This is a genomic window from Streptomyces sp. MJM8645, from assembly GCF_001625365.1.
In the GTDB taxonomy this organism is placed as follows: Bacteria; Actinomycetota; Actinomycetes; order Streptomycetales; family Streptomycetaceae; genus Kitasatospora.
In genome coordinates this window covers 3,649,037-3,675,901 of sequence record NZ_LJJF01000001.1, presented here as the reverse complement: position 1 = coordinate 3,675,901, position 26,865 = coordinate 3,649,037, and the positions used below count along the sequence as shown (strand labels likewise).

Genomic DNA, 26,865 nt, shown 5'->3' with positions numbered 1-26,865 from the left:
TCCCATGTCGTGGGAGGCCGCAAGCCGCCCCGTGGCCCGCACCCTGGCCGTGCTGCTGTCCCTGTCGCTCGCCGCGGCCTCACTGCTGCTCGGGCAGGGGGCGGCGTTCGCGGCGTCGGTCGCGCTGAGCGCCCAGGGCTCCAGCTGGTCCGGTCCGGCGATCGACCAGTGGCGCCAGGACGTCGGGCCGCAGGGCATCCAGATCAACTTCAACCCGGTCGGCTCGGCCGCCGGCCGCACGGCCTGGAGCAACGGGCAGACCGACTTCACCGCCTCGGACGTGCCGTTCCGCAGCGGGGATGACACCGGCCTCAGCGAATCGGCCCGCACCGGCGGCCAGGGCGGCCGGGAGAACCCGGTCTACGGCTTCTCGTACGTGCCGATCACCGCGGGCGGCACCACCTTCATGTACAACCTGCAGGTCGGCGGCAAGCAGGTCCGCGACCTGCGACTCTCCCCGCAGACCATCGTGGACATCTTCACCAACAAGATCACCAACTGGAACGACCCGAAGATCACCGCCGACTACGGCAAGCCGCTGCAGAGCATGCCGATCACCCCGGTGGTCCGCTCGGACGGCTCCGGCGCCACCGCGCAGTTCACCCGTTGGATGGAGCACAGCTACCAGGCCCAGTGGGACGACTACTGCAAGTCCGTCAATGGCACCACCTGCGGCGACTACACCGAGTTCTACCCGCCGTCCGGCCGGATGACCGCGCAGAACGGCTCCGACATCGTCGCGGGCTACATCAAGTCCTCGATCGGCCAGGGCACCATCGGCTACGACGAGTACGCCTTCGCCAAGCGCAGCAACTGGCCGGTCGTGAAGGTGCTCAACAAGGCCGGCTACTACTCCCTGCCGACGGCCTCCAACGTGGCGGTCGCGCTCACCGCGGCGAAGATCCGCGGCGTCGACGACAACACCCCGGCGAGCGACCCGAACTACCTCCAGCAGAACCTCGACGGCGTCTACACGATGGACGACCCCCGCGCCTACCCGATCTCCAGCTACAGCTACGTGATCGTGCCGCGCGCCGGAGCGGAGCTCAAGCCGCCGCCCCGCTTCAACAACGACAAGGGCGGCGCACTCAGCCGCTTCCTCGCCTACGTGCTGTGCGAGGGCCAGGGCGAGGCGGACGGCCTCGGCTACTCGCCGATCCCGCGCAACCTGGTCAAGGGCGGGTTGCTGCAGACCAAGAGCATCCCGGGCAACGCCAGCCCCGTCGACCCGGACACCCTCTCCAACTGCGCGAACCCGACCTTCAACTCGGCCGGTGAGCTGACCGTCCTCAAGAACGCGCCGCAGCCCAGCCCCTGCGACAAGCAGGGCGCTCCGCTGGACTGCACCGTGCAGGACGGCCAGCCGGTCAAGACCGGTTCGGGCGCGGGTAGTTCGGGCGGCACCGGCGGCGGCGCGGCCGGCGGGACCGGCGGCACGGGCGGCACGGGCGGCACCGGGGGCACGGGCGGCACGGCCGCCGGCGGTTCGGGCCGGACCGGCAACGGCACGGCCGCAGGCACGTCCGGCGGCACCGGCGGTACCGGTGGCGGTACGGGCGGTGGCGGCGCGGGCACCGGCGGCACCGGGGACGGCGGCGCAGCTGCCGACGGCGCGGCCGGCACGGACCCGAACGCGGCCGGCGCCGCGCCGGGCGACCCGGGCACCGAGGACGTCGTCGACCCGCAGACCGGCCAGGTCGTCGCCCGCGGCCGCGGCGGCAGCACCGAGGTCGCGGCGAACGTGGTCGAGGTGGCCGGCAAGCCCGAGGACTGGACGCTGAGCACGCTCACCGCCCTCGAACTGCTCGCCGTGGTGCTCGTCCCGCCGCTGCTCGGCCGGCGGCTGCTGCGGCGGCGCAAGTCCTCGGACGGCGCCTCGTGACCGCCCCGGTGCTGGAGAAGCCGGCCGCCCCCGCGCGGCCGGCCACGCCCGCGGGCCCGCCCGCCGCGACCCCCGCGGCCGGGCCCGCCGCCGCCCCTTCGCGGCGCCGCCTCCTCCAGGGCGCCCGGGTGGCCAGCCTGCTGGCCGCGCTGGTGCTGGGCTTCGTCGGCTACCTGTTCACGCTCTCGCACGTCCAGGAACGGCACTTCCAGTCCACCGCGTACAAGACCTTCCGGGACCAGCTCGCCCGGGCCGTCGCCCCCACCGGGGCCGCTGCCGACGGCGCCCCGGTGGCCCTGCTGGACATCCCGGCGATCGGCCTGCACCAGGCCGTCGTGGTCGAGGGCACCACCGGCCGGGACCTCATGCGCGGGCCCGGCCACCGCCGGGACACCGCCCTGCCCGGCCAGGGCGGCGTCGCGGTGCTGTTCGGCCGCGGCGCCACCTTCGGCGCGCCCTTCGCCGAACTGTCCGGGCTCCGGGTCGGCGACAAGATCGAGGCCACCACCGGGCAGGGCAAGTTCACCTACACCGTCAACGTGTACGGCGACGGCGACCACCCGATCACCGACCCGGCCCGCAACCGGCTCGTCCTGGTCACCGGGGACTCGGACTGGATCCCCGGCTCGACCGTGATGGTCGGCGCCCGGCTGGACGGCGACCCCCAGCAGAACCCCGGCGGCCGGCCCCGGACCGTCCCGTACGACAAGGCGCTGGCCGCCGACAAGGGCGCGCTGGCCACGCTGCAACTGTGGTCGCTCGGACTGCTGGGCGTGGTGCTCGGCGCGCTCCTGCTGGCCCGGTACTGGCGGGCCTCGGCGGCCTACCTGAGCCTCGCGCCGGTGCTCGGCGCACTGCTCTGGGCGGTCTACGAGAACGCCGCCGCCCTGCTGCCCAACCTCTACTGAAGCGCGCCCGGAAGGCCGTACCGATGACGGATGCACCGATGACCGACACCCCGACCACCGGCCTGGGGACGGTCGACGCCCCGGCGACCGACCCGGCCGCCGACACCCTCACCCTCCCGCCGCTGCCGCCGGCCCCGCACCCCGGCGGCGAGCCGCTGGCCGGGCTGGAGACCAGGGAGGTCTCCGCCTGGTTCGGCGCCCGCAAGGTGCTGGAGCGGGTCTCGCTGGCGATGCCGGCCGGCGAGGTCACCGCGCTGATCGGCCCGTCCGGCTGCGGCAAGTCCACCTACCTGCGGATCCTCAACCGGATGCACGAGATGGTGCGCGGCGCCGCGCTCTCCGGCGAGGTGCTGCTGGAGGGCGACGACGTCTACCGTCCCGGTCGGCGCCCCGCCGAGGTGCGGCGCCGGATCGGCATGGTGTTCCAGCGGCCCAACCCGTTCCCGGCGATGTCCATCCAGGACAACGTCGCCAGCGGCCTGAAGCTGGCCGGGATCAAGGTCTCCAAGGAGGAGCGCCGGGACCTGGTGGAGACCAGCCTGCGCCGCGCCGGGCTCTGGGACGAGGTCTCCAGCCGGCTGCACACCCCGGGCGGCTCGCTCTCCGGCGGGCAGCAGCAACGCCTGTGCATCGCACGGTCGTTGGCGGTCTCGCCGGACATCCTGCTGATGGACGAGCCGTGCTCCGCGCTCGACCCGACCTCCACCCGACGGGTCGAGGAGACCATCGCCGAACTGCGCGGGCGGCTCACCATCGTGATCGTCACCCACAACATGCAGCAGGCCCAGCGCGTCTCGCAGACCTGCGCCTTCTTCCTGGCCACCCACGACACCCCGGGCCGGATCGTGGAGGCCGGGCCGACCGCGCAGGTCTTCGGCAACCCGCGCGACCAGCGGACCTCCGACTACGTGAACGGCCGCTTCGGCTAGGCCCGGGCGATACGTCCTAGGGGAGCCAGGGGAGCTAGGGGAACCGCAGCAGCTCCTCCAGCACCGCCGCGACGCCGTCCTGCTCGTTGCTCACGGTGTGCAGCGGCACCGCCGCCAGCACCTGCGGGTGCGCGTTGGCGACGGCGTACGCGGTGCCGGCCCAGTCCAGCATCTCCAGGTCGTTCGGCATGTCGCCGAAGGCCACCACCTCGCTCCGGTCGATCCCGTGCCCGGCGCACCAACGGGCCAGCGTGCTGGCCTTGGTGACGCCGGGCGCGCTGATCTCCAGCAGCGGGATCGGCGCCGAGCGGGTGATCTCGGCCAGCTGCCCGGCCGCCTCCCGGGCCTGGGTGAGGAACGTGTCCGGGTCGAGGTCGGGGTGCTTGGCCAGCAGCTTGAACAGGCCCCGGACCGGCCCGCCGGCGCTCAGCAGCTTCTCCGCCGGGCCGACCGCGTGCTCCAGGTCGTCACCCCACATCGGCACCGCGTACTCGGGCTCGCGGGCCCACCCGTCCGGGTACTCGAAGGCGAACGCGGTGCCGGGCAGCTTGGCGCGCAGCACCTCGACCACCGCCAGGGTGGTCTCCACCGGCAGCGGGAACGACTCCAGCAGCTCACCGCGCCGCACGTCCACCACCGCGCCGCCGTTCGAGCAGATCGCCACCCCGTGGCCGCCGATGTGCGCGCTCACCTGCTGCATCCAGCGCGGCGGCCGCCCGGTGACGAACACCACCTGCACCCCGGCCGCCTCCGCGGCCGCCAGGGCCGCGGCGGTCCGTTCGCTGACGGTGCCGCCGGCGCACAGCAGGGTGCCGTCCAGGTCGGTGGCGATGAGGCGGGGGGCGGTACGGGCTTCGGTCACCGGTCCATCTTCGCCCATCGGTGCCACACCGGTCACCGGCGAGGACGGACCTCGTCGCGGACCCGCAGGACGGCGCCGCCGACCCGCCGGACCTGTGGCTTTCGGCCCCCGAGGCGCCGTTTCCGGCCTATTCGCCCGGCGGCCGGGGTGTCCCCGGGGCGCGACGGGCAGGAGTGTGCACGGCCACCCCGTCGGCAGGAAGAGCCATGCCCACTCGCCAGCTCCGAGACGAGCCTCCCCCGACCATCCCGCCCGCCGCCTCCCCGGACGCCTTCTCGGGCGCTTCCCCGGACGTTTCCCCGGACGCCTCCCGCGAGCCGGTCCTGCTCGGCGACGTCCTCTTCCACACCCTCGCCGAGATCGCCCGCCGCGCCCCCGAGCCCCGCCTCCCGGCCCAGCGCACCCGCCCGCACCCGTAGGTCCTGCCCGGCCGAGCTGCGCCACCGACCTTTCGTGGCACGGAATTTGATGCCGTCTCACCTCTGGTCGCGCATTGTTCGATTCCCTAAACTGCACTCCCCACCCGCCGGCGCCGGAGCACGCCATCGGGGCGTGCTCGGCCGCGCCGGCCAGCCCCACCAGGAGGTCTTGACATGGTCAAGCACTACTTCAAGTACGCCCTGAGCACCCTGACCGCCGCCATGTTCGCGCACATGGCCTGACCGAGTCGTCCCGGCCTGGGCCGGGGTGAGCATCCCCGGCCCAGGTTCCAGGAGGTCTCGTGTTCGGCACTGCGGTGAGTCAACTCCGGTACGGCGCATCGATCCTGCTCAACCGCAGGATCCGGCCCCAGGACCTCGGACGGATCGCCGACGACATGGTCCGCACGCTCGCCGAGTTCGGCGAGCCGGGCGCGGACTCGGCACTGCTGCCGGGGCAGGCCGGTCAGGTCGACCCGGAGGTGCGGCGCACGGTCACCCGGCGGAGCCTGCGGGCCACCGCGCGCGCCGCCGTCCGCCACACGGCCTACTACCGGCGGACCTTCGACGACCTCGGGATCGACCCCGACACGCTCGACACGGAGACCTGGTCGCGGGTGCCCGTCACCCCGAAGGCGGCCCTGCGCGGCCTGCCCGCCGCGTTCGTCTCCGCCGCCGCCGAGCCCGCCCTGATGGCGCTGACCACCGGCACCAGCGGCACCCCGACCGCGGTCTGGTACTCCCGGGCCGAGTTGGAGACGACGATCGCCCTCAGCACCATCTCGGCGGCACTGACCCTCGGGCTGCGCCCCCGGCACACCGTGGCGTACGCGGGCTGCTCCAGGGCCACCCTGCCGCTGGTCGTCGCCGAGGAGTCCACCACCCGGGTCGGCGCCTCGTTCGTCCAGTTCGGGACGATCGACCCCGCGCTCGCCCTGGACCGCCTCGCCGCACCGCTCGGCCTGCCCGGCAAGGCCCCGCAGATCACCCACCTCACCGCCTCCGCGTCGTACCTCTCCGCGCTCGTACAGGAGGCCGAGCAGGGCGGGTGGCGGTCCGCGGACTTCGGGCTGGAGAGCATCGGGGTGGGCGGCGAGGTGCTGTCGGCCCCCCTGCGGGAGCGGGCCGAAGCGGCGTTCGGCGCACCGGTGTCCACGTCCTACCTGATGACGGAGACGCTCCCCTCGGGCGGCACGCCGTGCTCCCAGGGGCATCTGCACCACACCACCGAGTTCGGGCACCTGGAGGTGCTCGACCCGCAGACCTGGGAGCCGACCGCGCCGGGGGAGGTCGGGATGCTGGTGCACACCCCCTTCGTGCCCTACCGGGAGTGCACCCTGCTGCTGCGGTACGCCACCGGCGACCTGGTCCGGCTGCCCGTCGGCGAGGCCGGGTGCGAGTGGGCGCACCTGCCGGCCACGTCCGCCGTCCTGGGCCGCTGGTCGGGGCCGCTCAGCGCCTCCGTGCCGACCAGGGACGTCCTCGACCTGGTCGAGGGGGAGCCGGACGTGCCGCTGCCGGCCAGGTACACGCTGACCGAGGAGCCGGACGGCGGTGCGCTGCTGCACCTCCTGGTCCGTGCGCTGCCCGCGGCGACCCTGCACCGCAGGCTCGAACAGGGGGCGTCGGCGGCGGGGCTGCCGCTGGCCGGCATCGTGCTCCACGACGACCGGTCGAAACTGCCGCCGTCCAGTCCGGTCCGCGCGGACCTGCGGGAACACACCTTCGAGTCGGCCCGTCCGGTCGGCGTCCGGGCCGGGAGCGGCGCATGAACGCGATCCCCCTCGTCGCCCTGAGCTGCTGCGTGGCCCTGCTGATGGCCGCGGCAGGGGGGTACCTGGTCCGCGTGCGGATGCCCAGGCCTCCGGTGGGCGTCTACACCTCCGGCGACATCGCCGTCCTGTGCGTCGGCGTCGTGCTGGCCCCGCTGCTCTACCTCAAGCTGCCGGGCGTGGTCGTCTCGGCGCTGTTCGGCCTGGTGCTCTGCCTGGCGGTGCAGTTCACCCTGGCACCGGTCTGCTCCGGCCGCTGGGCCTGGGGCCTCGCACTCGTGGCCGCCGGCGCCACGGCGGCGTGCAGCGGCCACCCCGTCGCGGTGCGCGCCTGCACCGACGTGATGCTCGCCGTCGCGGTGGTGGGCGTGGCCAACCTGTGGACGCAGAGCGGGATGCGATCGGCGCACGCGGCCGGCCTGGCCGCCGTCCTGTCCTGCTACGACCTGGTGGCGACCACCCTGACGCAGGTCACCGCGAACTTCGTCACCCAGGTCCAGGGACGGCCGTTCGCCCCGATGCTCGTCCTGACGGGCGGCAGCCCGCCGGTCGCCGTGGGCCTCGGCGACCTGCTGCTCCTCGTACTGTTCCCGCTGGTCGCCGCCAAGGCGTTCGGACGGACGGCCGCGTTGCTGGCGGCAGCCGTCGGCGTGGTCGTGACCAGCGCGGTCAGCGCGCTGTTCGCCCTGGGCGCGCTGACGGCGGGCTTCCCCCTGCTGACCGTGCTCGGCCCCCTGATCGTGCTGCAGCACGTGCTGTGGTCACGCCGACTGGGCGGCGAGCGGACGACGGCCCGCTGGCGCGCCGGCACCGAATCGCCGGCCCCACGCCCCGACCGCCTCCAACCGGACCCCGCCCTGACGTCGGCCCTGTCCCTCACCCCGCCCACCGGACTGGCACCGGGCACCTGGATCGCGATCGCCGACGGCCAGATCCTCGGCACCGGCAACTCCCCCGGCCTCGCCCGCCGCGCCGCCCGCCAGCGCGGCACGGACACCCTCCCCATCGTCCGCCAGCTCTGACTCGTCCATTCGTCGCAGCCTGACCTGGGTCGATCCACTCCTGATTCGCCTGGATCACCGTCAGAAGGGGCTCATCTCATCCAGGACCCGCTCTGCGAGCTCGATGATCGCCGTGACCTTCGGTGCGTCACCGGTCACGTCCTGGGCTTCGATTTTGGGATAGTCCAAATCCGCGTACTCCGCCTGGTTTCGGCGTCGGCGCATGCGGTCAAAGGGCCTGAGGGCTGCCCCGAGAGGTGGATCGAGCTGTGCACTGACGGCTTCCAGGACTGCGATGTGACCCCCTCGGCTGGTTGGCCGCAGTCCCTGGTTCTCCAGGATCGCGACCAGTGCCTTGCGCGCCGCGTCGTACAGCAGTTGGTAGGCGCCGATCGCATCGAAGGAAACGACGGCCTGGGCCGCCTTGACGTGATTCGATGCCTGGGTGAGGAGATTGTCGGCCTGTTCCCGGTTCGCCGGTACTCGCTCCAGTTCCTTGCGCGCCAGCATGCCCTCGACCGCAGCGCGGCCCTGCTGCCACCTCATCACTTGTTCTTCCCTTCGAAGAGTTCGAGCCGAACCGTCGGCCGGCTCTGGACGCCCGTGAGAAACGGATCCGTCCCCGGCTCGCGCCAACGGGCGGGCGAGACCCGGTGGACATTGACCTCTCGGCCGAGCATGCCCTCCGCCTGGCGCGCAGCCTCGTACAGCTCGTCCTCATCGGGGTTGCCCACCACCAAGACATCGACGTCATTGGGCACCTCGCCGTGTTCTCCCGAGTAGCGGGCTGCCCAGGAGCCGTAGATATGGGCTTCCTCGACGCCTGCCAGTGGCAGCAGCAGATCGCCGAGCACCGCGATCGGACCGTAGGTGAGGGCGAACAGCTCGGTCAGCGGGCCCGCCAGCCGCCCGGTGGTGTTGGCTCGCAAGAGGCGGAGGTTTCCGTGCCGTCGAGCAGCGATCAGCTCTGCCTTGACCAGCCGGTCCGCCTCACGGCTGGCGGTCGCACTCGAAACGCCGAAACGTGAGGCGAGTTCGGTAAGCGAAGCCTCTTCCTGCGGATGCAGGTACAGCCAGGCCAACAGCTCGCCCTGGAAGGCCGTACGCAGAAGCGGCAGGAGTGCCGGCGGAGGAGCTTGCATAAGTCGGATACTAGCTTGCATCTTATGCAAGCTGATGCCTTGGGGATCTCGGTACACCCGTTATGGCTGGCTGGATGTAGACGACTTGGGTCAGCCTTGGCAGGTGACTGGGCTCCGGAGGCCCGCCGTGGGGTCCGTCGGTCACGGATGCGTTCAGCCTGTGTGCCATCCTCGGTGCTCCGGCATGAGCCGGAGCACCGAGTGCCCTGCCGTGTTCGCTCCAGACGTCCCGGAAGCCCAGGGTGTAGGACGGCCCGGCGGTTCTCTCGAGTTGGAGCCGCGTCCATCGAAGCGCTCGGCGCGTAGTGACAGTGCCAGTCGCTAACCCAGTGGAGTCTGGCGGACAGGGATGGGCATCTTCTCGGTTTGCTGGAATCGGAGGGCCTTTACGGGCTTCTTGAAGACCCAGGAATTCCACGCCTTGATGTAGAGTCCAAGTTGCCCGCGATTGTCTGTCCTGCGTCGTACTGTGGATCCCATCGACAACGCTGTTAGGACGTTGCGCAGGGCAAGGCGAGGGTCATCGGTAGCCAGCCCGGCCCCCGTTGACAAGCCTTCGATCCACGCGTCCGCGCTGGCCGATGGGCATGCGTCGACGGTTAGGTAGTATCCTGTGGCGGCCGCCGTGGGAATGATCTTTGCGGTTTTCCCCAATAGGCGCCCAATGGCTACGGCATTGAGATAAGAGTCGCGGTCCTCCTGGAAGAGCTCAAGGACCTGCTGATTTGTCAGCCTGGAGGCCGATCCGGCCCAGGTGGAATCTGGCATTGATCGATACAATTGGACATGTCGCACTGTGGCTGCCAGGAGCGTGTAGTCCTTCTCCCCGGTTAGCGCAAGCACCGCGCCAGCGGACCGGCTTCGCCCAGTGTCCAGCACCGAGAAGGTTTCCTCGGGGACGTGCTCGAAGATGAGCATGGGCACCGCGACTCCGCACCCCTTGACTGCCTCCAGTCGATGCTGGCCGTCCAGGAGTCTTCCGCTCTCGACACTCCCGGCCAGGGCGATTCCTTGGTGGGTGACCTGCCACTCGCCCCTCGCGATGGCATCGGAGATCTGCTTGATAACTCCCTTGTCCGCCGGCCTGTTATTGCGATTTCTCTCCAGGATGGATCCGGCAAGTTCTGGCGTAACGAGAACGATCCGCGATGTCAGGTTCGGTGGCCTCGGTGTGGAATCACTATCCATGAGGACAAGTTTGGCAGACTGCTTCGCGACTTAAGGCCGCCATCTCGTGGATGCATCTTATTTGATCATAAAATGCCGGAATCGATGGTAGGGTGCATTTTCGATGAATGAAATCGATCTGCATTGATCGTTTTTGTGTCACTTTTTGCATGGTTCGGTGTGTTGTCGGCCTATGGTCCATGTTGTTGCGCCAGCTCGTCCATCAGGCCCCCTTTAGTCGGAAGCTGCTCCGTCTGAGCCGTCGGAGTCGACCCTGGCTCCGGGAGGGTCTGAGGATCTCCGCTCACCGCATCCAACCTGTAACGATGACGCCTATGCGGCTCTGCATAACAGTGAGGTGATGACGCAGATCCGCCCTGGCGATACCGAGTCCACGGCCCTCCACGGAATGCTGCGACGACGTGTCATCACCGGTCACTGGGTGGCTGACGGACTTGGCGCACTGAACTGGCAAGGTGGTCGATGCGCCAACACCGAGTGTGGTCCCATCGACGTAAGGTCGACGGCATGCGCTTGAGTACCGTGATCCTCCCCATCCATCGGTGGAGCGAGGGGCAGAAGATCTGGCGGCGGGCCGAGGAGCTCGGCTTCCATGCCGCCTACACCTACGACCACCTGTCCTGGCGGAGCTTCCGGGACGAGCCGTGGTTCGGCTCGGTCCCCACGCTGACGGCTGCGGCGACCGCCACCGAGCGGATCCGGCTGGGGACGCTGGTGACGTCGCCGAACTTCCGGCACCCGGTGACGCTGGCGAAGGAGCTGATCACGCTGGACGACGTGTCCGGCGGGCGGGTGACGCTGGGCATCGGGGCCGGCGGGACGGGCTTCGACGCGACGGCGCTGGGGCAGGAGGCGTGGTCGCCGAAGGAGCGGGCGGACCGGTTCGGCGAGTTCCTGCCGCTGCTGGACGAGTTGCTGCGTACGGACGCCACGACGCGCGAGGGGGCGCATTACTCGGCGGTCGAGGCCCGGAACATCCCCGGCTGCGCGCAGACCCCGCGACTGCCGTTCTACGTCGCCGCGACCGGTCCGCGCGGGCTGAAGCTGACGGCTGAGTACGGCCAGGGCTGGGTGACGTACGGGGACCCGAAGGGCCCGGCGGACGTGCCCGTCGAGCGGGCGCCCGAGGTGGTCGGGAAGCAGATCGAGAAGCTGACCGCGGCCTGCGACGCGACCGGGCGGGACGTGCGCGAGCTGGAGAAGATGCTGCTCCAGGGCTCGACGGCGGAGCGGCCGCTTCAGTCGCTGGACGCCTTCGTGGACTGGGCGGGGAAGTACCAGGAGCTGGGCATCACCGAGTTGGTGATCCACTGGCCGGTGCCGGACTCGATCTTCGAGAACGACCTCGCCGTCTTCGAGCAGATCGCCACCGAGGGCCTCGCCCAGCTGGGCTGAGCGTCGCGTCGACCCTGATGGGGGATCCTCCGCCCCTTAGGGGAGATCGTCGGCGGCGTCATACCGCAGCAGCAGACGGGCTCGTCATTCCAGCTCATAGCCCTTGGCGCGCAAGCCCGTTACGTTGAGCAGGTGTCCACTGCTGTCATCAAGACGGATGGCCTCACCAAGAGGTTCCCCCGGGTCACCGCCCTCGACCAGCTCACCGTCGAGGTGCGGCCCGGGGTGGTCGGGCTGGTCGGGGCCAACGGGGCGGGTAAGTCCACCCTCATCAAGATCCTGCTCGGCCTCGCCCCGGCGACGTCCGGCCGCGGCGAGGTCCTCGGCCTGGACGTCGCCACCCGGGGCCCGGAGATCCGTGAACGGGTCGGCTACATGCCCGAACACGACTGCCTGCCACCGGACGTGTCGGCGACCGAGTTCGTGGTGCACATGGCGCGGATGGCGGGGCTGCCGGCCACCGCCGCCCGTGAGCGCACCGCGGACACCCTGCGGCACGTCGGCCTGTACGAGGAGCGGTACCGGCCGATGGGCGGGTACTCGACCGGCATGAAGCAGCGGGTCAAGCTCGCGCAGGCGCTGGTGCACGACCCGAAGCTGGTGCTGCTGGACGAGCCGACCAACGGCCTCGACCCGGCGGGCCGGGACGAGATGCTGGGCCTGATCCGCCGGGTGCACACCGACTTCGGGATCTCGGTGCTGGTCACCACCCACCTGCTCGGCGAGTTGGAACGCACCTGCGACCACCTGGTCGTGATCGACGGCGGCAAGCTGCTGCGCTCCTCGTCCACCGCCTCCTTCACCGAGGCGACGGCCGTCCTGGCGGTCGAGGTGACGGACCACCCGCAGGACGCCGTCCCGGAGCCGGGCGACGCCGTCCGGGCACGGCTGGCCGCCGCCGGGCTGTCCGTCCAGCCGGAGGGTTCGCACCTGCTGCTGGTCCGGCTGGCCGGCGACGACACCTACGACACCATCCGCGACACCGTCGCCGGCCTGGGCCTCGGCCTGGTCCGGCTGGAGCAGCGCCGCCACCGGGTCGCCGAAATCTTCACCGACGAGAACAGGGGAGGGACGGACGATGTCGCTGCCTCCTGACACCAGGTCCGCCGACACCGGCGTCATCCACGACATCGGCTACCGCGGCTACACCGGGCCCCGGCTCGGCCGGGCCTACGCGACCCGCTCGCTGTTCACCCAGAGCCTGCGCGCCGCGTACGGGCTCGGGCGCTCCGGCAAGTCCAAGGTGCTGCCGATGCTGGTGCTCGGCGTGGTCACGCTGCCGGCCGTGGTCATGGTGGCGATCGCGCTCGCCACCAGCGCGAAGGAGCTGCCGCTGGACTACCCGCGGTACTTGTCCTCGTTCGTGCTGGTCGTGTCGATCTTCCTGGCCTCGCAGGCGCCGGTGCTGTTCTCCCGGGATCTCCGGTACCACACCGTCCCGCTGTACTTCTCCCGCCCGATCACCCGCGCCGACTACGTCCGGGCCAAGTTCGCCGCCATGGTCAGCGCCCAGTTCCTGCTGATGGCTGCGCCGTTGCTGGTCCTCTACATCGGGGCGCTGCTGGGCGGGCTGGACTTCGGGCACAACACCGGGCACTTCCTGTCCGGCCTGGTCGCCGCCCTGCTGTACTCCCTGGTGCCGACCTCGGTGGCGCTGGTGGTCGCCGCCGCGACCCCGCGCCGCGGCTTCGGGGTGGCCGGGATCATGGGCTACCTGGCGATCAGCACGGCCGTGGTGGCGATCCTGACCCGGATCGGCACCGCCACCGAGCTCACCGTCCCGGACTCCGCCCAGTGGATCGCGCTGCTGTCGCCGAACGACCTGGTGGAGAGCCTGACCAACCAGCTCTTCGACGTCGGCGGGATGGGCGGCCGGATGCACGCGCCCGGCGGGCTCGGCGTGGTCGTCTTCACCGTCGCCGTTCTCGCGATGGTGTCCGGCTCGTACGGGCTGCTGCTGCGCCGCTACCGCAGCGTCTGATGAACCGAGGAGTTTGAGAGGGCGTCATGGCCACCATCACCATCGACAAGGTCTCCCGCTGGTTCGGGAACGTGGTCGCCGTCAACGACATCAGTATGACGATCGGCCCAGGCATCACCGGCCTGCTCGGTCCGAACGGCGCGGGCAAGTCGACCCTCATCCACATGATGAGCGGATTCCTCGCGCCCTCCAGCGGGGCGGTCACCCTGGACGGCGCGCCGATCTGGCGCAACCAGCAGGTGTACCGGCAGATCGGCCTGGTCCCGGAGCGGGAGTCGATGTACGACTACCTGACCGGCTGGGAGTTCGTGCTCGCCAACGCCGAACTGCACGGCCTCGCCGACCCGGGCGCCGCCGCCCGGCGTGCCCTGGACCTGGTGGAGATGGCCTACGCCAAGGACCGCCGCACCGGGACGTACTCCAAGGGCATGAAGCAGCGGGTCAAGATGGCCTCCGCGCTGGTCCACGACCCGGCCGTGCTGCTGCTCGACGAGCCGTTCAACGGCATGGACCCGCGCCAGCGGCTCCAGCTGATGGAGCTGCTGCGCCGGTTCGGCGCGGACGGCCGGACGGTGCTGTTCTCCTCCCACATCCTGGAGGAGGTCGAGCAACTGGCCCGGCACATCGAGGTCGTGGTGGCCGGCCGGCACGCCGCCTCGGGCGACTTCCGGAAGATCCGCCGGCTGATGACCGACCGGCCGCACCGCTACCTGGTCCGCTCCAGCGACGACCGCAGGCTGGCCGCCGCGCTGATCGCCGACGGCTCCACGACCGGTATCGAGGTGGACGCGCGGGAACGGGCGCTGCGGATCGAGGCGGTGAACTTCCAGGGCTTCACCACCCTGCTGCCCCGGGTCGCCCAGGAGGCGGACATCCGGCTGTACACCGTGTCGCCGGCGGACGAGTCGCTGGAGAGCGTCTTCTCCTACCTGGTCTCCGCGTGAGGCCCGGCGTCCGAGCCACCGAACTCCCGTACCGGACCCAGGAAAGGGCCGACCGACCATGAACCCGACCGTCGCCAGGCTGACCCTGCGCGGCCTGCTGGGCCGCCGCCGCGGCCTCCTGCTGCTGGTGGTCCCCGCCCTGCTGCTGGTCATCTCGGCCGTCGCGAGCGGCACCGCCAGCGGGAACGAGCACGACCTCACCGTCAAGATCCTCGGGCAGCTCGGCCTCGGCACCCTGGTGCCGATCCTCGGCCTGGTCGTCGGCACCGGCGTGATCGCCACCGAGATCGACGACGGGTCGATCGTCTACCTGCTGGCCAAGCCGCTGCCGCGGTGGAAGATCGTCACCACCAAACTGGTCGTCGCGATCGGCACCACCTGGGTGTTCGCCGCCCTCCCGACGCTGCTCTGCGGCCTGCTGCTGATCGGCACCAGGGACGGCATCGCGCTCGGCTACACCGTGGCCGTGCTGGTCGCCGGGGCGGCGTACAGCGCGCTGTTCCTGCTGCTCGGCGTGGTCACCCGGCACGCGGTGGTGGCCGGACTGGGGTACGCGCTGGTCTGGGAGTCGCTGATCGGCAACTTCGTGTCGGGCGCCCGGACACTGAGCGTCCAGCAGTGGGGCCGGTCGGTGGCCGAGGCGGTCGCCGGGGACGCCGCGATCGGCGCCGACGTCTCGCTCGGGGTGGCCGTCCCGCTGCTGCTGGCGGTCACCGTGGCGGCGACGGTGCTGGCCTCGGTGAAGCTGGCCGGACTGACCCTGGCCGCCGAGGAGTAGCCGGCCGGGGCTGGCCCGGGTCAGCCCGGGTCAGCCGGGGTCGACCCGGGTCAGCCGGGGTCGGCCCGAGCCGGCCTCAACGAGGCCAGCCCGGGTCGGTCCGAGTAGAGGTGCTAGCCGAGCGTCCGGTTGCGGCCCGCGCCCCAGCCGGCCGCGCCGACCACGGTGGCCAGCACCAGCATCAGCACCAGGGTGGCCGTCCAGCCGCCAGTGAGCTGGTGCAGCGCGCCGGCGCCGACCGGGCCCGCCGCCGCGACCAGGTAGCCGACCGCCTGCGACATCCCGCCCAGTTGGGCGGCGCCGGCCGCGCTGCCGGTGCGCAGCACGATGAAGGCCAGGCCCAGGCCCAGCGAACCGCCCTGGGCGACGCCCAGGATGGTCGCCGACACCCAGGCGCCGGACACCGGCGCGATCAGCAGCAGGGCGATGCCGAGGCCGTTCAGTCCGGCCATGGCCACCGCCAGCCCGCGCTGGCGGGTCATCCGGCCGGCCAGCAGCGGCACCAGGAAGGCGCCCGCGACCTGCACCAGGTTGGAGAAGGCGAAGACCAGACCGGCCTCGCCGCGGTCCATGCCGTGGTCGGCCAGGATGGTCGGCATCCAGGCGACCAGGGTGTACACCAGCAGCGACGAGATGCCCATGAAGAGGCTGATCTGCCAGGCCATCGGCGAGCGCCAGATGCCCTCGATCGGCTTCTCGGCCGCCCGACCGGCCGTACGACCGGCCGTATGACCGGTCGCCTGACCGGTCGCCCGACCGGCCGCAGGGCCGGCGGAGAGGCCCGTCGCTGCCGCGACCGCCGCCCGCTCCTGCCGGGAGCGCAGCACCTGCGGCAGCCAGGCCACCGCGGCGATCAGCGCGAGTAGCGACCAGGTGCCCAGCGAGGCCTGCCAGCCGCCGCCGAGGGCGTGCTCCAGCGGCACCGAGAGGCCGGCCGCCATGGTCGCGCCGACCAGCATGGTGGTCGAGTAGACGCCGGTCATCGCCGCCGCCCGGTCCGGGAACTCCCGCTTGACCAGGCCCGGCATCGACACGTTCAGCACCGCGATGGCCACGCCGATCACCACGCAGCCCGCGTACAGCGCCGCCACCGAGGGCAGCACCCGCAGCAGCACGCCCGCACCCAGCACCAGGACGGCGCCCAGCACCACCCGCTCGGTGCCGAACCGCCGGGTCAGCCGGGGGGTGAGCGGGGCGCCGACGCCCTGGAACAGCACCGGCACGGTGGTGATCAGTCCGCTCGCGGTGGCGGAGAGTCCGAAGGTCCGCTGGATCTCGCCGACCATCGGCGACACCGCCGCCAGGCAGGCGCGCATGTTCAGCGCGACCAGCAGGATGCCGGTCAGCAGCAGTGCGGGGTGGGCCAGCCGGGTGCGGACGGGAAGCGGGAGGGACGTGGTGGCAACCGGCTGCTGGGCACGGGTGACGGCCATGGGTGTGCTGTTCTTTCGTGAATGTGCGCGAGGGCGCGGAGGGCGGAAGGCAGGCGGGTGCCTATGTCACTTCCGGGCCGCGATGGCCGCGAGGAGCTGCTCGACGGCCGCGGTCGGCTCGGCGAGCAGCGCACGACACGCGGCCTCGGCACGGTCGGGGTCGCCGCTCTCGATCGCGTCGACCAGCGCCGCGTGGGTGGCCACGGCCACCTCGGGCATGTCGTGGTCGCCGAAGGCCGAGGTCATCGACTCGCGCACGGAGGCGCCGAAGTAGCGGTAGACCTCGGTGAGCGCCGGGTTGTGCGCGGCCTCGACGATGGCGGTGTGGAACTCCAGGTCGTGCTCGACGGTGGCCTCGCGGTCGGTCCGCTCGGCGTGCGAGGCGATCACCTCGGCTTCGCGGGCCAGCGCGGCCCGCATCCGCTCGACGTCCTCGCGGGTGTGCCGCAGCGCGGCCAGCCGGGCGGCCTCGGTCTCCAGTGCGGCCCGGACCTCCAGGACGTCCCGGATGCCTGAGCGCTGGACGCCGCGCAGGACGGCGGCCGGGTCGCTGGTGGAGCGGACGAACGTCCCCTCGCCCTGCCGGGAGACCAGCATGCCGGCGTGCACCAGCACCCGGATCGCCTCCCGGACGGTGTTCCGGCCGACCTGCAGCCGCTCGGCGAGCTCGTGCTCGGTGGGGATCTGCGATCCCACCGGCCAGACGCCGCCGGCCAGTTGCTCGCGCAGCTGGTCGATCGCGGTGTCCACCAGGGAGCGCCGTCCGGCCGCCTGGAGGCTGTTGCCGTCGTTGGTCATGCCGGTGCTCCCTTCGTCGTTGGTCGCCGCGTCGCTGGTCAACGCCGGTCGTCGGTCATCCTACAACCGCTTGCCCGGTCATCCTACAACTGGAGGTGAACCCCCGCCGAACACCACGGCGTGATCCGAAAGAGAGCCCCTAGACGCCCGGGTAGAGCTGTTCCAGGACGACGGCGACGCCGTCCTCGTCGTTGCTCGCGGTGACCTCGTCGGCGACGGCGAGCAGTTCCTCGTGGGCGTTGGCCATCGCCACGCCGCGGGCCGCCCAGCCGAACATCGGCACGTCGTTGGGCATGTCGCCGAAGGCGATGGTGTCGGCCCCGCGGACGCCCAGGCGGCGGGCGGCGACGGCCAGCCCGGTGGCCTTGGACAGGCCCAGCGGCAGCAGTTCGACCACTCCGGCGCCGGCCATCACGACGCCGACCAGGTCCCCGGCGACGCGGCGGGCGGCCTCGGCGAGCGCGTCGTCGGTCAGGCCCGGGTGCTGGATGTAGAGCTTGCTGACCGGGGCGTCGAGCAGCTGGTCGCGGTGGACCCGGACGACCGGGAGGTCGGAGCCGATCAGCAGCTCGTAGCCGGGGCCGGCCAGCACCTGGCCGTCCAGGCCGTCCTGGTTGGCGGCGACGGCCAGCGGGCCGGTCTCGGCCTCGATCTTGGCGATGGCGAGCGCGGCGAGCCGGCGGTCCAGGGTGAGGGAGGTGAGCAGCCGGTGCGCGCCGGCGTCGTACACCTGGGCGCCCTGGCCGCAGACGGCTATCCCGGTGTAGCCGATCTCGTCGAAGACCGGGCGGGCCCAGGCTGCGGAGCGGCCGGTGACGACGATGTGCAGCGCGCCCGCGCCGGTGGCCGTGGCCAGGGCGGCGCGGGTGCGCTCGGAGACGGTTTCCGCGCTGGTCAGCAGGGTGCCGTCGAGGTCGGTGGCGACCAGCCGGTAGGGCAGGTCGCCACCGCTCGGGTGCTCACCGTTGGGGGAGACGGGGCTGGGGCTGGTGGTGCTCATGGGCCGTACGTCTCCCGGGAGTTGCGGGTGGTGCGGGTGGCGCGGTGCTACTTGACCGGTTCGAGGACGGTCCGCCCGCCGAGGAACGGCCGCAGCGCCTCGGGCACGGCCACCGAGCCGTCGGCCTGCTGGTGGTTCTCCAGGATCGCCACGATGGTGCGCGGGATGGCGACCAGGGTGCCGTTCAGGGTGGCCAGCGGGCGGGTCTTGCCCTCCTCGCGCATCCGGATGGAGAGCCGGCGGGCCTGGTACTCGGTGGTGTTGGAGGTCGAGGTGACCTCGCGGTACTTGCCCTGGGTCGGGATCCAGGCCTCGATGTCGAACTTGCGCGCGGCCGAGGCGCCGAGGTCGCCGGAGGCGACGTCGATCACCCGGTAGGGCAGCTCCAGCGCGTTGAGGAAGTCCTTCTCCCACTGGAGCAGGCGGCGGTGCTCGTTCTCGGCGTCCTCGGGAGTGGTGTAGACGAACATCTCCACCTTCTCGAACTGGTGGACGCGGATGATGCCGCGGGTGTCCTTGCCGTAGGTACCGGCCTCGCGGCGGAAGCAGGACGAGTAGCCGGCGTAGCGCAGCGGCAGCTTCTCGGCGTCGAGGATCTCGTCCATGTGGTACGCGGCGAGCGGGACCTCGCTGGTGCCGACCAGGTACCGGTCGTCCTCGGCGAGGTGGTACACGTTCTCGGCGGCCTGGCCGAGGAAGCCGGTGCCGTCCATGGCGGCGGGCCGGACCAGGGTCGGGGTGATCATCGGGATGAAGCCGGCCGCGGTGGCCTGGGCGATGGCCATGTTGACCAGGGCGAGCTCCAGCAGCGCGCCGACACCGGTCAGGTAGTACGAGCGGGCGCCGGCGACCTTGGCGCCGCGCTCGGTGTCGATCGCGCCCAGGATCTGGCCGAGCTCGACGTGGTCGCGCGGCTCGAAGCCCTCGGCGGCGAAGTCGCGCGGGGTGCCGATCTCCTCCAGGGTGACGAAGTCCTCCTCGCCGCCGACCGGGGCGGCCGGGTCGATGAGGTTCGCCAGCGAGCGGAGCAGGCGCTCGGCCTCCTCCTTGGCCACGCCCTGCTCGGCGTCCGCGGCCTTGACCGCGGCGGCCAGCTCCTTGGTGCGCTGCAGCAGGGCGGCCTTCTCCTCGCCCTTGGCCTGGGCGACCTGCTTGCCGAGCGTCCGCTGCTCGCTGCGCAGTTCGTCGAAGCGACTGCCCGAGGACCGGCGCCGTTCGTCGGCGGAGAGGAGGGCGTCGACCAGGTCGACGTCCTCGCCACGGACGCGCTGCGAGGCGCGCACTCGGTCAGGGTCCTCACGAAGCAGGCGAAGGTCAATCACAGGCCCAAGCGTACCGGGCGCAGGCTCGTCCACCGGTACGGGTTTTCCCCTGGGGATAACCGCCCGGATCCTGTGGATAACTTCTGTGGGGATCGGGCGGGGCCAGGGTTATCCACAGGATCCGGGCGGTGCCTGTGGATTGAAGGGGAGGTCGGCCCTCCGATCACCGAAGCCAGGGAAATGAGGTTTCAAACCTCATTTGACCTTCTCGGGTGAGGGAATTGAAGCACTCAGACAGGTGATTTGCTGGCACACGGGTGACTCTGGTCCGATTAGTCATCTCTACGCCGCTAACCAATGATCCGACCGAAACCCGCAGTGGCTATACCGGTTTGTCGACTCATCCCCAGGCCTGTGGATAACTTTCGGCTGTGGATAGTCCCCGCCCCTGTGGATGGCGGGTTCCGGGGCCACGGGCCCCTGTGGACGACGGGTGCGGTCACCCGCCCCCTTCCGTCCGGCCGCGGGAAAACGATCGGAAAAGGGCGGAAAGACAAAGGACGGCGATCGGATGTTGTCGCGGTGCCGTCGCGGTGCCGTCGCGTGGATCAGATGTCGCCGCGCCCGTCGAGGCACCGGGAGAGCCAGTCGGCGGCGGCCGTGAAATCGTCGTCCGAGGTCCCCGGCCGCCGGTGCGTGGAGACCTGCCGGTCGGCGCGCGGATAGGAGCCGAGGAACCGCACCTGCGGGCAGATCCGCTTCAGCCCCATCACGGCCTCCGCCACCCGGCGATCGGACAGGTGCCCCTCGCAGTCGATCAGGAAGCAGTAGTTGCCGATGCCCTCACCGGTCGGCCGCGACTCGATCCGCATCAGGTTGACCCCGCGCACCGCGAACTCCTGGAGCAGCTCCAGCAGCGCGCCCGGGTGGTCGTCCGGCAGCCAGACCACCATCGAGGTCTTGTCCGCGCCGGTCGGCGAGGAGACCCGGCCCGGGCGGCCGACCAGGACGAACCGGGTGGTCGCGGTCTGCGCGTCCGCGATGTCCTTGACCAGCGGGTCCAGCCCGTAGATCGGCGCCGCGAACTCGCCCGCGAACGCCCCGTCGTAGCGGCCCTCGGCGACCAGCCGGGCGCCGTCCGCGTTGGAGGCGGCCGACTCCCACTGCGCGTCCGGCAGGTTGGCCGCCAGCCAGCGGCGCACCTGCGCCTGGGCCACCGGGTGGCTGGTCACCGTCTTGACCCCCGCCAGGTCGGTGCCCGGCCGCACCAGCAGCGCGAAGGAGATCGGCAGCAGCACCTCACGGTAGATCATCAGCGGTGTGCCGGCGGCGAGTTCGTCATTGGTCGCGGTGACGGCGCCCTCGACCGAGTTCTCGATCGGGACGAACGCCCCGGAGGCGTCCCCGCCGCGTACCGCGTCCAGCACCAGCGGCACCGAGGCCAGCGGCACCAGCTCCCGGGTCGCGGCCTCGGGCAGGGTGCGCAGCGCCGCCTCGGTGAAGGTGCCGGCCGGGCCGAGGTAGGTGTAGCGGGTGGCCGACATGACGCCTCCGTGGGGAACAGGGTGGAACCGGGGCAGGGGTGTTGCCGAAGAAGTCACCATAACGACTCCGCGCGCCGGCCAGGAAAGCGTTTCAGTGGCCGGGACCGGAGACCGTCGGGGGCGTGCTACTCGAAGAGCTGCTGGCCGAGGTAGCCGCCGGCCGGGACGCCCGGCGGCACCGCGTACAGGCCGCTGGCCTCGTGCCGCAGGAAGCGGGAGAGGCCGTCCCCCCGGGCCAGCTTGCGCTGCACCGGGGTGAAGCCCTTGCGCGGGTCGGCCTGGAAGGCGAGGAAGAGCAGCCCGGCGTCCGGCGAGCCGTCGGGCAGCAGGCCGTCGTGGTACGAGAACCCGCGCCGCAGCATCGCCGCCCCGCCGTTGGCGGCCGGGGCGGCCACCCGGACGTGCGCGTCGGCGGGGATCGCCAGCGCGCCGTCCGCGCCCTGCGCGGCCAGGTCGACGGGGGTGCGCTCGCCAGCCCCGGCGGGCGCGCCGAGCGGCGCGCCGTCCGACTTGCGCCGCCCGATCACCCGCTCCTGCCGGTCGGTCGGCAGCGCCTCCCAGTTGTCCAGCAGCATCCGGATCCGCCGGAACACCAGGTACGAGCCGCCGGCGAGCCAGGCCGGCTGGTCCGGCCCGGCGGTGCAGAACACCTTGGCGGCGAAGCCGTCCTCGCCCGGCCGGGGGTTGTTGGTGCCGTCGATCTGGCCCATCAGGTTGCGGCCGGTCATCGGGCGCGCGGTGGCACCGGGCGTACGGGCGAAGCCGGCCGACTGCCAGCGCAGTGCCGCCGTGCCGGCCGCCTGGCGTTGCAGCACCCGCAGCGCGTGCACGGCCACCAGGGCGTCGTCGGCGCCGATCTGGACGAACAGGTCGCCGTCGCCGCGCGCCGGGTCGAGCGCGTCGGCGGGGAAGGGCGGCAGCGGTTCGAGCGCCTGCGGGCGGCGGTCGGCCAGCCCGGCCTTGTCGAACAGGGCGGCGCCGAACCCGACGGTGAGGGTGAGCGAGCAGGGGCCGGCGTCCAGCGCCACCTGGTTGTCGGCGTCCTCGGCCGGCTCCCCGGCGGTCAGCCGCTCGGCGGCCTTCGTCCAGCGCTGGAGCAGGGTGCGCAGCCCGTCCCGGCCGACGCCCTCGGCCAGGTCGAAGGCGGCCAGCTGGACCCGGGCCTGCTGGGGTTCGAGGATGCCGGCCTGGTGCTCGCCGTGGAACGGCACCCGGGCCGCGCCGAGCGCGCCGCCCGGCCCGGCGGCGGGCGCTGCGCCGGGGTGGCGGTCCAGGGCGACCGCACCGGCGACGCCGGCTCCGGCGCCGGCCAGCAGCCCGGCGCCGGCGGTGCCGAGCAGGGCCCGCCGGGTGAAGCCGGCGCGGCCGGGCGCCTGAGCACCCTGTGCTGCAGGCCTCTCCGCCTCCGCCCTCTCCGTCGTGTCCCGGTCCGCCGTGGTGCGGTCCGTCGAGGTGTGCTCCATCGTGGTCAGCCGATCTTGAACTGCTGGGTCGGGGTGGTCTGGTCGATGTCGGAGGAGCGGATCTGCACCGACACCACCCAGGTGCCGGCCAGCGGCAGCTGCGCGGTGCCGCTCCAGCGGCCGGTGCCCTCCGGGGTGAGCGCCACCGGCAGCGGGCCGAGGTCGCGGTCCGGCAGGGTGAAGGCGAGTTGCACCTCGGGGACGTCCACCGGCTGCCCGTCCGCGCCGGTCAGCGCGAGGTGCACCTCGTTCGGGCCGGTCCGGGCCGGGTTGAGGGTGACGGTCGCGGTCCCCTTGGCGTTCGGGGTGCGGCCCTTGGTGTCGTACGGGAGCTTGAGCTCGACGGTGCGGCCCGGCTCGGTCTGCGGGGCGGGCGCGCCCCCGGCGGCCGGTCCGGCGGCGGGTGCGACGGCACCGGCCTTGACCTCGCTCGCCACCCGCCCGGGCGGGGAGTTGGTGAGCATCGTGGTGACCACCAGCACCGCCACCGCGACCAGCGCCTCGACCAGCACCGAGCGGCGCAGCCCGGCCCTGGTCGGGGTCAGCCCGCGCTCGCGCCCGGCGCTCTCCCGGGCCGCCTGCTGGCGGGCCAGCTGGGCCTGCCGGAGCGGGTCCTCGGAGTGCGCGGCGGCTGCGCCGACCGGCTCCGGCACCGCGGTCCGTTCGATCTCCGCCGCCTCGGCCGGGGCCGCGCGCAGCCGGGCCAGCCAGGTGCGGGAGAACCAGGCGGCGCCGAGCATCACGGTCACGCAGCCGGTCTTCACCAGCAGCAGCCGCCCGTACTCGGTGCCGGTCAGCGCGCCCCAGCTGCCGAGGCCGCGCCAGGACTGGTAGACGCCGGTGGCGGCCAGCACCGCGACCGAGCCGAAGGCGACCTTCGAGAAGCGGTCGACGACCTGCGCGCCGACACCCTCGCGCAGCGCGACCAGCAGCGCGGCCAGGCCGCCCAGCCAGAGCGCCATCGCGATCAGGTGCAGCATGCCGAGCGGCAGCGACAGCCAGACCTGGATGCCGACCGAGGCGTGGTCGGCGCCGACCCAGGTCGCCGCCAGGGCGATCGAGAGCACCAGCCCGGCGACGCCGAGGCCCAGCCGGGCCTCGCGCTGCGGCCGCTCGGCGGCGCGCTGCTCCAGCTCCCGCAGCTCGGCCTCCTCAGCCTCCTCGTCGCCCGCGCTTCCGGCACTTCCGGCGCTTCCCGCGCTCCCGGCGCCGCCGGGCTGCGCCGCCGGCCGGGCCGGCTGCCCCAACTGGCCGACCAGCAGCGACAGGAACACCCCGCTCGCCGCGAGCAGCAGCAGCCGGGCGGCCAGCGCGGTGCCGATCCGCTCGTCCAGGGTGGCGCGCACCAGCGACAGGTCGAGGGCCTTGCCGATCCCCGAACCGCGCTCGTACGGGCCGCGCAGCATCAGCACCGCGACGGTGGAGGTCAGTAGCGCCGCCCAGCCGGTCATCAGCAGCCGCTGCATCCGGCGCCGGGTGGCGCCCTCCGGCCAGCAGATCAGCACGAACGCGGCGACGCCGGCGAGCAGCGCGAACGCCGCGTACGCGACGGTGCGCCCGGTGCCGTAGAGGGCGGAGACCAGGCCGTCGGCCTTGGCGCCCTGGAGCGCGGTGGCGGACACCGAGGTGTCCGAGGGCGCGCCGATGGAGAAGGTGAACGCGCCGCCGATCGGGTGCGAGTCCTCCGAGACGGCCCGCCAGGCGACGGTGTACGTGCCGTTGGCGAGCCCGCTGTTCAGTCCGACCCGGGCGGTGTCCGCCTTGCCGTCGGCGTGCCCCGGGTTGCCGGTGTCCACCGCCTTGCCGGCCGGGTCGAGCACCCGCACCGAGTCGCTGGACAGCGACACGGACTCGCTGAAGGTCAGCGTGACCGCCTGCGGGGCGGTGGCGACCACCGAGTTCTGGTGCGGGTCGGTGGACTCCAGGGTGGCGTGCGCGGCGGCCGGTCCGGCGCCGGCGAGCATCAGCGCGAGCAGCGCGCCGAGCGTCCCGAGCAGTCCGGCGATGCGGCGGTGGGCGGCCTTCTCCATGCTGGCGGTCCCCTTAACTCTGGCCGGGGCGGTAGGTGAGCTCCTTGACCGGCACCTTGACCGACAGGGTGCCGGACTTGGCGAAGGTCAGGTCGAGCTCCAGCTCGTCGCCGAGGGCGGGGGCCTTCTGCCATCCCATGATCATCAGGTGGGTGCCGCCGCGGGCGAACTGCAACGCGCCGTGCGCGGGCACGTCCAGGCTCGGGACCTGCTCCATGCTCGACGGGGTCGAGCGGTGCATGGTGACGGACTCGGCGCCCGGGCTGCTCACCTTGACCAGCTGGTCCTGCCCGCCGTCGTTGCGGACGGTCAGGTAGCCGGCGGCCATCCCGCCGGCCGGGGGCAGCGGGATGTAGGAGTCGGCGACGCTCAGCTTGGCCGCCCCGCCGCCGGCACCGTCCTGACCGCCTGCCCCGCAGGCGACCAGGATGGCGCCGCCGCCCAGGGCCGTCGCCAGTACCGCGCCCGTGAGCGCCGTCCGCCGGAAGCCGAGGGTCGCGCGGCCGGCCGGGGCGTGGCCGGTCGAGGCCTTCATGCCGCGACCCCCTTGGCGAGCAGCGGCAGGTCGTGCTCGTAGGTCTTCTCCTCGGTGCCGCTCAGGTAGAGCACGTGCGCCTTGTCGTCCGAGGGGAGGAAGGCCAGCACCTGCGCGCCGTGGGTCGAGGTGACGGTGCCGTCCGCGTTGACCACCGGGTCCTCGATCATGATGCCGAGCGACCTGGCGGCCGTCTTCACCTTGGCCAGGTCGCCGGTCAGGCCTATGAAGTCGCTGCCCATCGAGTCCAGCCAGGTGCGCAGCACCTTGGGGGTGTCGCGCTGCGGGTCGGTGGAGACGAAGACGACGTTGACCTTCTGCCGCTCCTCGGCCGGGAGCGCCTTCATCGCGACGCCGATGTCGCCCATGGTGGTCGGGCAGACGTCCGGGCAGCTGGTGTAGCCGAAGAACAGCAGCGTGGTCTTGCCGTTGGTCTGCTGCCGCAGGTCGTACGGCTGGCCGGAGGTGTCGGTCAGCTGGAGGTCGGGCTTCTCGAAGTTCTTGGTGAGCACCGTGCCCTGGTACGGCGAGTCGGACTTCTGCTTGGTGACCTTGGCGGGGGTCGAGCCGCCCCCGGAGGAGCCGCAGGCGGTCAGCGTCAGGGCGGCGGCGAGCGCGACGGCGGCCGCGCCGGCCAGGCGGGTGGTGCGGGTGGTGCGGGGCATGGGAGATCCGATCGTGCGGGGTGGGACCGCCGGCGGGACCGTACCCGGGGCGTGGGTACGGCCCCGCCGGCGGGGTGGGTCAGGAGGCGGAGCCGCTGCTCCGGCGGCGCAGGCCGAGCACGCCGACGGCGGTGCCGATCACGCCGACCACGATGCCGACCACGCCGAGCACCCGGGCGGTGGAGTCGCTGGACTTGGCGCCGGCCGGGGCCGCGGTGTGGTCGGCGCTGTCGCCGTGGGCGCCCGCGGAGGGGGAGGCGGTGACGCCGCCGTGGGCGTCCTCACCGGCGGCGGCCTTGGTGAGCTTCAGGACGGGGGCCGGGTGGGCCGGCTCGGGCTGGCCGTCCTTGGACTCGTCGATCCAGCGGACGACGTCGCCGTTGTCGTAGGTCTGCAGGGTCTTGAAGACCATGCTGTCGGCGTCGGACGGCAGCGGGCCGATCGAGACCCGGAACTCCTGGAACTGACCGGGGGCGATCTTGGTGCCGGCGTCGGCGGTCCAGGTGATCTTGGAGACGGCCTCGTTGACGTCGCTGCCGTGCACCTTGATCGGCTTGTCGAGCTTCGCCTTCTCGACGGCCGCGGTCCAGCCCGGCAGCGGCAGGGTGCGGACGGAGGCCAGCGGGTGGTCCAGCGGGAGGTTGACCTCCAGCTTCACCGTGCCGGCGGCGTCGCTCTCGTTCGGCACCCGGAAGTCGACGGCCGTGTAGCCGCCCTGGGCGGCCGCACCCGGGTTCACGGTGACGTGCGCGAACGCGGGGCCGGCCAGCGCCACCACGGAGGCGGCGGCGGTGAGGGCGACGGCGGCGAGACGGCGGGTGGGAAGGGAACGCATGATGGGGTGTCTCCGATCGGAGCTCGGCGGACCGGCCCGCGTCCGGGCGACGGGAAGACCGTGCCTCGGCGGGGCCGCGCGTGGGGACGTGCTGGGGAC

25 protein-coding genes are annotated in these 26,865 nt (G+C 72.3%); 11 read left to right on the top strand and 14 right to left on the bottom strand.

Annotated features, from left to right (window positions below; all coding sequences use genetic code 11):
- Positions 1-4 precede the first annotated feature (4 nt).
- From A6F73_RS15740 to A6F73_RS15730, 3 genes are read left to right on the top strand one after another with little or no spacing between them, the layout of a single operon-like run.
- Positions 5-1,882 (top strand): substrate-binding domain-containing protein, encoded by a 1,878-nt coding sequence (locus tag A6F73_RS15740; RefSeq protein WP_063348387.1) that lies wholly within the window; start codon positions 5-7, stop codon positions 1,880-1,882.
- A complete protein-coding gene (locus A6F73_RS15735; protein WP_079135715.1) occupies positions 1,879-2,790 on the top strand; it encodes a class E sortase in 912 nt (303 codons plus the stop codon). The genes A6F73_RS15740 and A6F73_RS15735 overlap by 4 nt, the downstream gene beginning before the upstream one ends.
- Positions 2,791-2,828: 38 nt before the next feature.
- Positions 2,829-3,719 (top strand): phosphate ABC transporter ATP-binding protein, encoded by an 891-nt coding sequence (locus A6F73_RS15730; RefSeq protein ID WP_079135714.1) that lies wholly within the window; start codon positions 2,829-2,831, stop codon positions 3,717-3,719.
- Between the two features lie 34 nt (positions 3,720-3,753).
- Here A6F73_RS15730 and A6F73_RS15725 read toward each other — a convergent pair whose 3' ends face one another.
- Entirely contained in the window at positions 3,754-4,581 is an 828-nt protein-coding gene (locus A6F73_RS15725) for an HAD family hydrolase (RefSeq protein ID WP_244293399.1), read from the bottom strand.
- Positions 4,582-4,787: 206 nt separating this feature from the next.
- On the opposite strand from A6F73_RS15725, the gene A6F73_RS15720 reads away from it, so the two are divergent.
- The 3 genes from A6F73_RS15720 to A6F73_RS15710 all read left to right on the top strand — a co-directional run bounded on the left by A6F73_RS15720 (position 4,788) and on the right by A6F73_RS15710 (position 7,794).
- A complete protein-coding gene (locus A6F73_RS15720) occupies positions 4,788-5,000 on the top strand; it encodes a hypothetical protein (protein ID WP_063348385.1) in 213 nt (70 codons plus the stop codon).
- Between the two features lie 302 nt (positions 5,001-5,302).
- The gene (locus A6F73_RS15715) at positions 5,303-6,772 is read left to right on the top strand and encodes an AMP-binding protein (protein ID WP_063348384.1); all 1,470 of its coding nucleotides are present in this window, start codon (positions 5,303-5,305) and stop codon (positions 6,770-6,772) included.
- The gene (locus A6F73_RS15710; RefSeq protein WP_063348383.1) at positions 6,769-7,794 is read left to right on the top strand and encodes a hypothetical protein; all 1,026 of its coding nucleotides are present in this window, start codon (positions 6,769-6,771) and stop codon (positions 7,792-7,794) included. The genes A6F73_RS15715 and A6F73_RS15710 overlap by 4 nt, the downstream gene beginning before the upstream one ends.
- A gap of 60 nt (positions 7,795-7,854) precedes the next feature.
- Here A6F73_RS15710 and A6F73_RS15705 read toward each other — a convergent pair whose 3' ends face one another.
- The 3 genes from A6F73_RS15705 to A6F73_RS41465 form a co-directional block, all read right to left on the bottom strand.
- Positions 7,855-8,319 carry a hypothetical protein gene (locus A6F73_RS15705; RefSeq protein WP_208869085.1) on the bottom strand — a complete coding sequence of 155 codons (465 nt, stop codon included), beginning with the start codon at positions 8,317-8,319 and terminating at the stop codon, positions 7,855-7,857.
- Positions 8,319-8,915 (bottom strand): MarR family transcriptional regulator, encoded by a 597-nt coding sequence (locus tag A6F73_RS15700; RefSeq protein ID WP_063351237.1) that lies wholly within the window; start codon positions 8,913-8,915, stop codon positions 8,319-8,321. Before A6F73_RS15700 ends, A6F73_RS15705 begins: the two co-directional genes overlap by 1 nt.
- A gap of 321 nt (positions 8,916-9,236) precedes the next feature.
- On the bottom strand, positions 9,237-10,103 hold the full coding sequence (locus A6F73_RS41465) for a hypothetical protein (protein ID WP_159398466.1): 867 nt from the start codon (positions 10,101-10,103) through the stop codon (positions 9,237-9,239).
- A gap of 507 nt (positions 10,104-10,610) precedes the next feature.
- On the opposite strand from A6F73_RS41465, the gene A6F73_RS15695 reads away from it, so the two are divergent.
- The 5 genes from A6F73_RS15695 to A6F73_RS15675 all read left to right on the top strand — a co-directional run bounded on the left by A6F73_RS15695 (position 10,611) and on the right by A6F73_RS15675 (position 15,201).
- A complete protein-coding gene (locus tag A6F73_RS15695; RefSeq protein WP_063348381.1) occupies positions 10,611-11,498 on the top strand; it encodes an LLM class flavin-dependent oxidoreductase in 888 nt (295 codons plus the stop codon).
- 132 nt (positions 11,499-11,630) lie between these two features.
- Positions 11,631-12,593, top strand: a complete 963-nt coding sequence (locus A6F73_RS15690) for an ABC transporter ATP-binding protein (RefSeq protein WP_063348380.1) — start codon at positions 11,631-11,633, stop codon at positions 12,591-12,593.
- Entirely contained in the window at positions 12,577-13,479 is a 903-nt protein-coding gene (locus tag A6F73_RS15685; protein ID WP_063348379.1) for an ABC-2 transporter permease, read from the top strand. The genes A6F73_RS15690 and A6F73_RS15685 overlap by 17 nt, the downstream gene beginning before the upstream one ends.
- A 26-nt stretch (positions 13,480-13,505) precedes the next feature.
- Positions 13,506-14,423, top strand: a complete 918-nt coding sequence (locus A6F73_RS15680) for an ABC transporter ATP-binding protein (RefSeq protein WP_063348378.1) — start codon at positions 13,506-13,508, stop codon at positions 14,421-14,423.
- Positions 14,424-14,481: 58 nt separating this feature from the next.
- Positions 14,482-15,201, top strand: a complete 720-nt coding sequence (locus A6F73_RS15675) for an ABC transporter permease subunit (protein WP_063348377.1) — start codon at positions 14,482-14,484, stop codon at positions 15,199-15,201.
- Positions 15,202-15,314: 113 nt separating this feature from the next.
- On the opposite strand, the gene A6F73_RS15670 is transcribed toward A6F73_RS15675, so the two are convergent.
- The 10 genes from A6F73_RS15670 to A6F73_RS15625 all read right to left on the bottom strand — a co-directional run bounded on the left by A6F73_RS15670 (position 15,315) and on the right by A6F73_RS15625 (position 26,766).
- A complete protein-coding gene (locus tag A6F73_RS15670) occupies positions 15,315-16,634 on the bottom strand; it encodes an MFS transporter (protein WP_063348376.1) in 1,320 nt (439 codons plus the stop codon).
- A 66-nt stretch (positions 16,635-16,700) separates the two neighbouring features.
- Positions 16,701-17,432, bottom strand: a complete 732-nt coding sequence (locus A6F73_RS15665) for a FadR/GntR family transcriptional regulator (protein ID WP_063351236.1) — start codon at positions 17,430-17,432, stop codon at positions 16,701-16,703.
- Positions 17,433-17,571: 139 nt separating this feature from the next.
- A complete protein-coding gene (locus A6F73_RS15660; protein WP_063348375.1) occupies positions 17,572-18,432 on the bottom strand; it encodes an HAD family hydrolase in 861 nt (286 codons plus the stop codon).
- A 47-nt stretch (positions 18,433-18,479) separates the two neighbouring features.
- A complete protein-coding gene (gene serS / locus A6F73_RS15655; RefSeq protein ID WP_079135713.1) occupies positions 18,480-19,754 on the bottom strand; it encodes a serine--tRNA ligase in 1,275 nt (424 codons plus the stop codon).
- 548 nt (positions 19,755-20,302) lie between these two features.
- Positions 20,303-21,238 (bottom strand): prephenate dehydratase, encoded by a 936-nt coding sequence (pheA, locus tag A6F73_RS15650; RefSeq protein WP_063348373.1) that lies wholly within the window; start codon positions 21,236-21,238, stop codon positions 20,303-20,305.
- 125 nt (positions 21,239-21,363) lie between these two features.
- On the bottom strand, positions 21,364-22,701 hold the full coding sequence (efeB, locus tag A6F73_RS15645; RefSeq protein ID WP_079135712.1) for an iron uptake transporter deferrochelatase/peroxidase subunit: 1,338 nt from the start codon (positions 22,699-22,701) through the stop codon (positions 21,364-21,366).
- A gap of 5 nt (positions 22,702-22,706) precedes the next feature.
- Positions 22,707-24,731: a FixH family protein gene (locus A6F73_RS15640; protein ID WP_063348372.1), complete on the bottom strand. Its 2,025-nt coding sequence runs from the start codon at positions 24,729-24,731 to the stop codon at positions 22,707-22,709.
- A 13-nt stretch (positions 24,732-24,744) separates the two neighbouring features.
- Positions 24,745-25,266 carry a copper chaperone PCu(A)C gene (locus A6F73_RS15635; RefSeq protein WP_079135711.1) on the bottom strand — a complete coding sequence of 174 codons (522 nt, stop codon included), beginning with the start codon at positions 25,264-25,266 and terminating at the stop codon, positions 24,745-24,747.
- Positions 25,263-25,931, bottom strand: a complete 669-nt coding sequence (locus A6F73_RS15630; protein WP_063348371.1) for an SCO family protein — start codon at positions 25,929-25,931, stop codon at positions 25,263-25,265. The genes A6F73_RS15635 and A6F73_RS15630 overlap by 4 nt, the downstream gene beginning before the upstream one ends.
- Before the next feature lie 79 nt (positions 25,932-26,010).
- On the bottom strand, positions 26,011-26,766 hold the full coding sequence (locus A6F73_RS15625; protein ID WP_063348370.1) for a YcnI family protein: 756 nt from the start codon (positions 26,764-26,766) through the stop codon (positions 26,011-26,013).
- Between the last annotated feature and the right edge of the window lie 99 nt (positions 26,767-26,865).

What these genes read in the sequence shown, in the direction of transcription:
- A6F73_RS15740 (WP_063348387.1), top strand. Translation starts at nt 5, where the DNA reads ATGTCGTGGGAGGCCGCAAGCCGCCCCGTGGCCCGCACCCTGGCCGTG.
- A6F73_RS15730 (WP_079135714.1), top strand. Translation starts at nt 2,829, where the DNA reads ATGACCGACACCCCGACCACCGGCCTGGGGACGGTCGACGCCCCGGCG.
- A6F73_RS15720 (WP_063348385.1), top strand. Translation starts at nt 4,788, where the DNA reads ATGCCCACTCGCCAGCTCCGAGACGAGCCTCCCCCGACCATCCCGCCC.
- A6F73_RS15710 (WP_063348383.1), top strand. Translation starts at nt 6,769, where the DNA reads ATGAACGCGATCCCCCTCGTCGCCCTGAGCTGCTGCGTGGCCCTGCTG.
- A6F73_RS15705 (WP_208869085.1), bottom strand. Translation starts at nt 8,319, where the DNA reads ATGAGGTGGCAGCAGGGCCGCGCTGCGGTCGAGGGCATGCTGGCGCGC.
- A6F73_RS15700 (WP_063351237.1), bottom strand. Translation starts at nt 8,915, where the DNA reads ATGCAAGCTCCTCCGCCGGCACTCCTGCCGCTTCTGCGTACGGCCTTC.
- A6F73_RS41465 (WP_159398466.1), bottom strand. Translation starts at nt 10,103, where the DNA reads ATGGATAGTGATTCCACACCGAGGCCACCGAACCTGACATCGCGGATC.
- A6F73_RS15695 (WP_063348381.1), top strand. Translation starts at nt 10,611, where the DNA reads ATGCGCTTGAGTACCGTGATCCTCCCCATCCATCGGTGGAGCGAGGGG.
- A6F73_RS15685 (WP_063348379.1), top strand. Translation starts at nt 12,577, where the DNA reads ATGTCGCTGCCTCCTGACACCAGGTCCGCCGACACCGGCGTCATCCAC.
- A6F73_RS15680 (WP_063348378.1), top strand. Translation starts at nt 13,506, where the DNA reads ATGGCCACCATCACCATCGACAAGGTCTCCCGCTGGTTCGGGAACGTG.
- A6F73_RS15675 (WP_063348377.1), top strand. Translation starts at nt 14,482, where the DNA reads ATGAACCCGACCGTCGCCAGGCTGACCCTGCGCGGCCTGCTGGGCCGC.
- A6F73_RS15670 (WP_063348376.1), bottom strand. Translation starts at nt 16,634, where the DNA reads ATGGCCGTCACCCGTGCCCAGCAGCCGGTTGCCACCACGTCCCTCCCG.
- A6F73_RS15665 (WP_063351236.1), bottom strand. Translation starts at nt 17,432, where the DNA reads ATGACCAACGACGGCAACAGCCTCCAGGCGGCCGGACGGCGCTCCCTG.
- A6F73_RS15660 (WP_063348375.1), bottom strand. Translation starts at nt 18,432, where the DNA reads ATGAGCACCACCAGCCCCAGCCCCGTCTCCCCCAACGGTGAGCACCCG.
- pheA (WP_063348373.1), bottom strand. Translation starts at nt 21,238, where the DNA reads ATGTCGGCCACCCGCTACACCTACCTCGGCCCGGCCGGCACCTTCACC.
- efeB (WP_079135712.1), bottom strand. Translation starts at nt 22,701, where the DNA reads ATGGAGCACACCTCGACGGACCGCACCACGGCGGACCGGGACACGACG.
- A6F73_RS15640 (WP_063348372.1), bottom strand. Translation starts at nt 24,731, where the DNA reads ATGGAGAAGGCCGCCCACCGCCGCATCGCCGGACTGCTCGGGACGCTC.
- A6F73_RS15635 (WP_079135711.1), bottom strand. Translation starts at nt 25,266, where the DNA reads ATGAAGGCCTCGACCGGCCACGCCCCGGCCGGCCGCGCGACCCTCGGC.
- A6F73_RS15630 (WP_063348371.1), bottom strand. Translation starts at nt 25,931, where the DNA reads ATGCCCCGCACCACCCGCACCACCCGCCTGGCCGGCGCGGCCGCCGTC.
- A6F73_RS15625 (WP_063348370.1), bottom strand. Translation starts at nt 26,766, where the DNA reads ATGCGTTCCCTTCCCACCCGCCGTCTCGCCGCCGTCGCCCTCACCGCC.